Source organism: Desulfosarcina sp., from assembly GCF_041551955.1.
Taxonomy (GTDB): Bacteria; Desulfobacterota; Desulfobacteria; order Desulfobacterales; family Desulfosarcinaceae; genus Desulfosarcina.
The window spans coordinates 1-5708 of record NZ_JBFELV010000326.1 but is presented as its reverse complement, the minus strand read 5'-3'; the positions used below and the strand labels follow the sequence as shown (position 1 = coordinate 5708).

Here is a 5708-nt window from a genome sequence, read left to right as displayed (position 1 = left end):
TTGGATGTCGGGTGTGGAACGGGATCGCTTGTGGTAAAAATCAAATCGCTTAGCCCAGAAACTGATATTCACGGCATTGATCCAGATAAAGAAATTTTACTGAGAGCAAAAGCCAAAGCGAAAAAAAACTCGGTCAAAATTTCATTTCATCAAGGTTGCTTATCACCAGAGAGTAGGTCCGAGTTGGGCTATTTCTCTAAAGTAGCATCGAGTTTGGTGCTTCATCAAACCCCGATAGAAGAAAAACGAAATATACTTGTCTCAATTTTCAGGCTACTGCTCCCAGGCGGAAAACTGTGTGTCGCTGATTATGGCCTTCAACGCACAGCCTTAATGAAAACCCTGTTTCGCAGAACAGTTCAAACCATTGATGGCGTAAAAGATACACAACCCAACGCAGAGGGATGTATTCCTAACTTAATGCAAGACGTTGGCTTCCTTGAAGTCTCTGAAACCCAGGTAATTCCAACACTTACTGGGTCGATTTCCATCTATACAGCCAAGTCGGTTGTTTGACGGTATTTACGCATAACAAGGCGACCAACCCGACCGCTCGCTTCGCTCACAGCGGGTTAGCTTGTCGTTATGCATTTGAGGGTTTGATATGCAAGATCGTCGAATTGAAGTAAATGATCTAATGCAGACTGACTATTTCTATGTTTTAACAGAGCCGTCCGGCAAAAATTTTCATTCTAAATTTTCACCCGAACTAACACCCAAAAAAATGCATGAACTTGGGGTGTTTGGCGGAAAGTATATGACGGACTGTAGAAAAGAATTTCCGACTGAATGGTTTGAAAATGCCAAATTATGTACAACACATCATAACGCCGAATTGAATTTCTTTGGAATAAACGCGTCGCAGCAGCTTTCAGTGTGGCGGGAAAAAGGATGGATTTACAAAGAAGATCCCCGAGGCTGGTTCCAATGGTACTGTCGATACTATAGGGGACGCCGTTGTCCTGATGATGAAAGACAAATTAAAAGATGGGCAGCAATGAGACGTCATGTCACGCAGATTAAAAACAATTGCAACAAAGGTGACCTGGGCTGTAGACGCAAACAGCGGCAGGCAGTACTCCATTGGGCTTACGATTCACGAAACTTATGATTACAGTTGAGAGCAGCCACAAAATGCATAACCAGCCAAGACAGCCGACCGCTTACAGCGGCGGCAAATTTTTTCGATAGGTGTAATGTGAGCGGAATCGACAAATACGAAATCTTGATATTAGTGCTTGCGGTATTCGGCATATCAAACATCATCCTACACATCAGAACCTACCAAAATCTTTACAACTCTCTTAAAAAACGGGGGATTGTTGGAGATGACTTCGCACCTGATTGGATCAGTAAGGTCGGTTCATTCGGATGTATGGGCTATATTTCGCGTATCAAGAAGGAGGTCGGTATTGCTGAACTCAATGATAGCGAATCGTCACAATTTCGAAAAACGGTTATCTCGTACAATGCCGGTACACTCGCTACATTTGTCGCTGTGTGCATTTTATTCTGGCGAATATTTTGAAAGTCGAATTGACATCTAATATCAATGTTATGTCAAAATAATCATGAGATTTAGCAAGAGAAGACAAATCGTTGCATTTAACATTCTTGCTTTATTGGCCCTGGACAATTTTTTTTATCACTAAGCAAATCTATTCCTTGGCAGTATTGTTTCTTGTGCTCATTTGTCAAATTCTATTTGTCGCTGGAAGATTAAGCGCCCCAAGCTATCTGAAAAAAATCTGTAATAAATGTTGTCGATCACTATGGTGGACAAGCCGATATTGAAAAACTTATAGATTACTTTGCCAATTCGGCTCCCAAAATGTCTACAGAAAAAATTGAAGCATTGGTTCGAGAAAATCTTAGTGTTTAAAAAAAAGAGGGTCGAAGTAGGGTTGATAGGAATACTATTTTCAAAATCACCTAACCAGTCGTTAAACAATCCGACCGAAAAAGACGAATCGCTAACCTAAATTCCACCGCCCGTTGGTCTTTTTCGGCGGGTTAACTCAATGTTAGGCTACATTTCAGCATGATGAAAATATTTCATATATAGGAGCGTTTCCATGCGGAGAATCATCGTTATTACATTTATTTGTCTCGACGGGGTTATGCAAGCACCGGGTGGGCCCGAGGAGGATATGTCTGGAGGTTTTAAGTATGGTGGCTGGACAGTTCCATACTTTGATGACTTTTCGGGCAAGGAAATGGGGGCACAAATGTCGTTAGAACGATCTGAGCTGCTTCTTGGCCGGGCGACTTACGAAATCTTTGCAGAATACTGGCCGCATCACGCTGAGGGTTGGCCCGGCATCAACGACGTTACAAAGTACGTTGTGTCTCATGAATCGTCATACAAGCTTAACTGGGAGAATTCAGTGCTTCTTTCTGGCAATGTTGCCGAAAAAGTGAAGAAACTTAAAAGTGAGGATGGCCCAGACCTTCACGTTTGGGGAAGCAGCAATTTGATACAGACGCTTCTGAAGCACGATTTGGTTGATGAATTATGGCTCAAGATATTCCCTGTAACGCTCGGTTCAGGTAAACGCCTGTTTGCCGAGGGTACAATTCCTGCGGCTTTCAATTTAACTGACAGCAAAGTTTCGCCACTCGGCGTTATTTTTGCTAAATACATGCGTGCCGGTGAAGTGAAGACAGGATCCTTTTGAGCTTAAATTAATGTGTCTCTGCAGCAAATGGCCTCCACAAAATGGGAGAACTGCGCATGAACAATAAATTGGAAATATAAAATCTGCTGGAAAAATTAGCATACAACACCAAGATCGGTGCACAAGATGATATTCTCGACAATCATTCTGAATCCGTTGTGATTTATGACGTGTTGGCACCGATGAAGTAAGAAAGTGCAAACATGAAAACAAGGGTGAAGAGGCTCTGAAAATTGCGATATCTCTGGCGCTTGATTCTTAAAAAGTCGCAGTTAATTTGGAAAAGATGATTCGACGACGAAAGAAACAAATGACTTTGCCCGTCTGGATGATGGTGGTCCTCAAGCTGAGGTATCGGTAGGATAAATAGAGGAACCACTCCTACAGACGTTGTTCTGTTATGAAGAAATCCTGAGGATCAGCCATTTCGGAAATGCACTTATAAGAAGGTCGATAACATGAAAGCAAGCATATTAACTGTTAGTCAAACAGGCAACACACTAAAAGTTGGCAATTCTATTGCTGATGGATTGCGAATTGGTGGGTTTAATGTTGATCATGTCCGCCTTTTTACATCGAAAGAAATGGAGTCCCCATGATGCAGATCTCATTGGAATTGGATGTCCCTGTTTTGAAAACCGCCCGGCGGAATGTGTGCCGTCTTTTTAAGAGACACCAGTTTCGATTTTTTGAAAAAAAGTGCCTTTGTTTTAATTACATCCGGGGGATCTCCTGTCAATACATTGTGGCATCTTGCACAGGCTGTTTTAAAGACAAGAACGTCGGTTATCGGAGGCATTCAGCTAAGAGGGGCTGTCACTGTTCCAACCAAATTCGGTAATTTTCTTGGACGACCAGATCATATAGACTTAGAAGATGCTAAATTGTTTGGAAGTGCCATTGCCGCCAAAGTCATAAACGGGGGCGCATTGCCTGCTCGTTATAAAATCGATCCAAAAAGTGGTGGGCGGTTTTACGATATAATTGGACCTATCCTGACACACTTAAAGAAGGCAATTACACCTTTACCCCAAAGTGATTCTGAAAAATGCGACCTTTGTGACTATTGCGTTTACCAGTGCCCGACCGACAGGATTACAATCGAAAATAGGAATATTAAATTTCATGACACATGTATGGTTTGTTATCGCTGCTGGCATGTTTGCCCTCAATATGCAATTTCAATTAAATTTTTTCCGAGGAGTGGATTTATAGAACGAACGCTCTATTCTCCAAAGATGGAAAAATGTTTTGGTAAAATGGAAAAAGGCGAGTATAAGAATTTAGGACCAAACCTATATAAAAATGTTTTAGGTAGAAAGATAAAGCTTACATATGATCGACATAATCCAACCGCTAAATTCGAGAAAAATGAATGAAATGCTATCCAATAAAACCGATATTCAGTAAACTTATAACCGAACAATTTTCTGCACCAGACCGATGTTACGCAGCGCGTCACATCGACAGGTGAGAAATTCGGTTTAAACTTAGATCTTGACATTTTCCTAATTATAAGTACAATGTACATATGAATGAATTGCGATTTGAATGGGACAAACGGAAGGAAAAGGTTAATGTAAAAAACCATGGCATTTCTTTCGATGAAGCACGTTTGGTATTTTATGACGAAAATGCAATTCAATTTTTTGATCCAGACCATTCCGATGATGAAGACCGTTTCATCTTACTTGGAATAAGTTTTAAACTAAGGGTTCTCGTCGTCTGCCACTGTTTTCGGGAAAGTGATACAATTATTAGAATTATATCTGCCAGAAAAGCTGATGGCGATGAAGAAAATGAATATTGGGGGTACAGAAAATGAGAGACCATTACAATTTCTCCAAAATGAAGGGCCGCAAAAACCCTTATATGAAATATTTAAAGCAACCGGTTACTATGCGATTGGACCGTGATACTGTTTCGTATTTCAAATCCATGTCTGAGGAAACCGGTATTCCTTACCAAACCCTAATCAATCTTTACCTTCGTGACTGTGCCGTTACTCAACGGAAACTCAACATGAATTGGCATACTGATAATGCCGAACAAGGCGCTTCACATTGACCGGAAGGGCCGCACGGTTTTTGCTGTTAAAGCTATTTTCTAATGTACAGCATTTCGGTTATTTCTCCTATCACCAAGTATTCCTTCCGGCCCCTGTGCTTGGCGTTTGCCCTTATGATTACCCAGCCACATTACATTGCGATTCCAAAATCCGGTTCAGGACCGGGAGTAGTCATCCTCCATTCCTGTTGGGGTCTCAACGCATTCTTCAAGGTGCTATGTAATTGCTTGGCGGAGGCCGGTTTTGTCGCGCTCGCGCCCGATCTTTACAATGGCAAAGTCGCATCGACAGTAGAGGCAGCGAGAAAGCTTCGGGCGCAAGCAACCGCTTCACGTCGCGAACCGGCTTACAAAACACTGATGGCGGTGATCAATTCCCTTTCACGGCACGAAACTGTAACTACGCCCGATGTTGCTGTTGCCGGATTTTCGATGGGCGGGCACTGGGCGCTGTGGCTGGCTCAGCGGCCAGATTTACCCATTGGGGCTACAGCGGTCTTCTATGCAGCACGAAATGGTGATTTCACTCGCAGCAATTCGAGCTTTCTATTCCATTTCGCCGAAAACGACGAGTGGGTCTCCGCTGCCAGCGTGAGAAAGCTCAAGAAAAGCCTCGATCTATCCGGCAGAAGTGCCAGCTACTACGACTACCCCGGCACGGGCCATTGGTTCTTCGAGAGTGACCGGTCAGAGGCGTTTCATCCTGAGGCATAAGCCTTGGCATGGCAACGAACCATCGCATTCTTTATTGATAGTGGGCTAACACTACGCTCCACCGGACGCGCCAAAAAGCGGCGCACCGGTGAGCTTTGACGTTATGGAATAATTCAAAAGAGACTATTTTTATTTGGCTGGACATTCAATCTTGATGGTTCCGTAAAAAGTCACAAGTGGTGTCACTCCCGCGAAGGCGGGAGTCCATAACTGTCTGAAACTTATAGATCCCCGCCTTCGCGGGGATGA

The 5708-nt window shown here is 43.0% G+C and carries 7 protein-coding genes; all 7 read left to right on the top strand.

Translation table 11 applies throughout. The annotated features are described in order from the left end of the window. The coding region (locus ABYV26_RS19205; protein ID WP_372682970.1) for a class I SAM-dependent methyltransferase at window positions 1–516 on the top strand (516 nt) is incomplete at its 5' end. Between the two features lie 88 nt (window positions 517–604). Beyond that, on the top strand, window positions 605–1111 hold the full coding sequence (locus tag ABYV26_RS19200) for a hypothetical protein (RefSeq protein ID WP_372682969.1): 507 nt from the start codon (window positions 605–607) through the stop codon (window positions 1109–1111). Window positions 1112–2075: 964 nt separating this feature from the next. Next, window positions 2076–2678, top strand: coding sequence for a dihydrofolate reductase family protein (locus tag ABYV26_RS19195; RefSeq protein ID WP_372682968.1), 603 nt, complete (start codon window positions 2076–2078; stop codon window positions 2676–2678). Window positions 2679–3328: 650 nt separating this feature from the next. Beyond that, on the top strand, window positions 3329–4057 hold the full coding sequence (locus tag ABYV26_RS19190) for a hypothetical protein (RefSeq protein WP_372682967.1): 729 nt from the start codon (window positions 3329–3331) through the stop codon (window positions 4055–4057). Between the two features lie 152 nt (window positions 4058–4209). Next, window positions 4210–4503 (top strand): BrnT family toxin, encoded by a 294-nt coding sequence (locus ABYV26_RS19185; protein WP_372682966.1) that lies wholly within the window; start codon window positions 4210–4212, stop codon window positions 4501–4503. Continuing rightward, on the top strand, window positions 4500–4745 hold the full coding sequence (locus ABYV26_RS19180) for a BrnA antitoxin family protein (RefSeq protein WP_372682965.1): 246 nt from the start codon (window positions 4500–4502) through the stop codon (window positions 4743–4745). Before ABYV26_RS19185 ends, ABYV26_RS19180 begins: the two co-directional genes overlap by 4 nt. 114 nt (window positions 4746–4859) lie before the next feature. Continuing rightward, window positions 4860–5459, top strand: coding sequence for a dienelactone hydrolase family protein (locus tag ABYV26_RS19175; RefSeq protein WP_372682964.1), 600 nt, complete (start codon window positions 4860–4862; stop codon window positions 5457–5459). Window positions 5460–5708: the final 249 nt, after the last annotated feature.